General features: G+C 71.0%; 1 protein-coding gene and 1 pseudogene. One reads left to right on the top strand and one right to left on the bottom strand.

Features of this window, described 5'->3' with window-relative positions; all coding sequences use genetic code 11:
- Positions 1-608, bottom strand: a 608-nt coding sequence (locus tag WA805_RS25615; RefSeq protein ID WP_425243620.1) for a class I SAM-dependent methyltransferase, incomplete at its 3' end; no start/stop codon positions are given.
- 220 nt (positions 609-828) lie between these two features.
- Here WA805_RS25615 and WA805_RS25610 point away from each other — a divergent pair.
- A pseudogene (locus WA805_RS25610) lies at positions 829-1,618 on the top strand (hypothetical protein); the annotation flags it as partial.

The following is a 1,618-nucleotide window of genomic DNA, read 5'->3' as shown; positions in this document are numbered from 1 at the left end:
CGGACCGTCCCGTCCGCGTCGTGAGCGGTGATGCTCATGTGTTCCCTGGTGATCTGCGTCACGGGGTCGATCCGGTCCTGGCCGCCGCCCCACCGCACCTCGGCGCGGACGCCTTCCTGATCGATCGTCCACTCGCTGCTCGTCCGCGGGACCGGCGCGAAGTAGTCGGCTGGGTGCGCGAGCTCGGCGATGTAGAGCCCGCCGGGCCGCAGGTGCGCCGCCACGGCGGCCAGGTGGGCCAGCAGGTCGTCGAGGGTGAACAGGTGGCAGAGCGAGTTCAGCATGGTGATCGCGAGATCGAAGCGGTCCGGGAGCTTGAAGTCCCGCATGTCCGCCTCGACCACGCCGAGGTCAAGCCCCGCGCCCTCGGCCCGCGCCGCCGCGAACCCGCACATCGAGGCGGACTTGTCGAGCGCCGTGGCGCGCAGCCCGCGGCGGGCGAGTTCAAGGGCGTGTTCGGCCGGGCCGGCGGCGAGTTCGAGGACCGACTGGACCTCTTCTCGCGAGTGCTCGCCGCACCAGGCAAGCAGCGCGGTAACCTCGGCCGGGACGTCGCGATAGGCGCAGGCGAGCTGGTACAGCTCGGGTTCGTCGTAAATGCCGCTCACCCGAGCAATGATGCCCGAAGGCGCCAGGGGCGGTGTACGTTCCCCGCCTTAAACCGGCGGCCGCCTGCTCTGGCCCGGCGCTCGGAGCGGGCCGGTATCCGGCAGGCCTGCGTGTGCTGATATATCACGATATGACCGTTAGTCGTGCACGACCGTCACATCACCTGCCAAATCAGCAACGCGTCTACCCTGAGGGATCCTCGTGGGGCAGACTGGCCGCATGATGACTGAGGCGGAGGCACTTCAGACGCTCGCTCGCGAGGACCCGGCGGTAGCCGAGGACGCGAAGGCCGCGCTCCGCTGGCTGACATCAGGCGGTGGCCTTGAGGTGATCTCGCTGCTGCGCTTGCAGGAGTTCCTGTGGTGCGTGCTGCCGACGAGCTGGCCGGCGTCATCGAGTGGCCACATCGCGGTGGCAAAGGCACTGGCCAGGCTGCTCACGCTGGCCGGCATGGAGCGCTACGGGGACGTCTGCGCTTCCGAGCAGACCGAGCGGATCGTCGCCGCCTACGCCGAAGGGCACGACCACGGCGTCGCCGCCTACTCCAAGGCACTCGCCACCTCGCACGCCGCGCCGCCCGACACCGACCTGCTCGCCTGGAGCTCTGCGATGGGCCAGCAGGAGCGGGCCGCCTACGACGCCTGCGCCGCCGCGATCGAGCTCGCGGTGGTCGCCGGAGACCTGCGGGTCGGCGTCAGCGGCTGGAAGACCAAGCGCGCCGGGCTCGTCGAGCGCTGGCTGACCAGGCCCACCAAGGAGCCGGGTACCGACACCTGGCTCAGCAGGATCAGCGCCGAACGCATCGACGAGTGGGCCCACGGACACCCTGGCGAGCGCGCCCAGATGGCCCGGCGGGTGGTGCCGCGGCTGCTCGAGCCGCCGGTGCTGCCCGGCGAGCCGCTGCCGACCCTTCGCTGGCTGCTGCACCACGCCGACGCCGGCCTGCGGCTGACCGCACGACACTACATCGCGCCGGCGCTGGTTGGCGAGGCGGCCGGGATGTTCGGCT

The organism is Trebonia sp. (assembly GCF_049794275.1).
GTDB lineage: Bacteria > Actinomycetota > Actinomycetes > Streptosporangiales > Streptosporangiaceae > Trebonia.
This window is presented reverse-complemented; position numbering and strand designations above follow the sequence as displayed.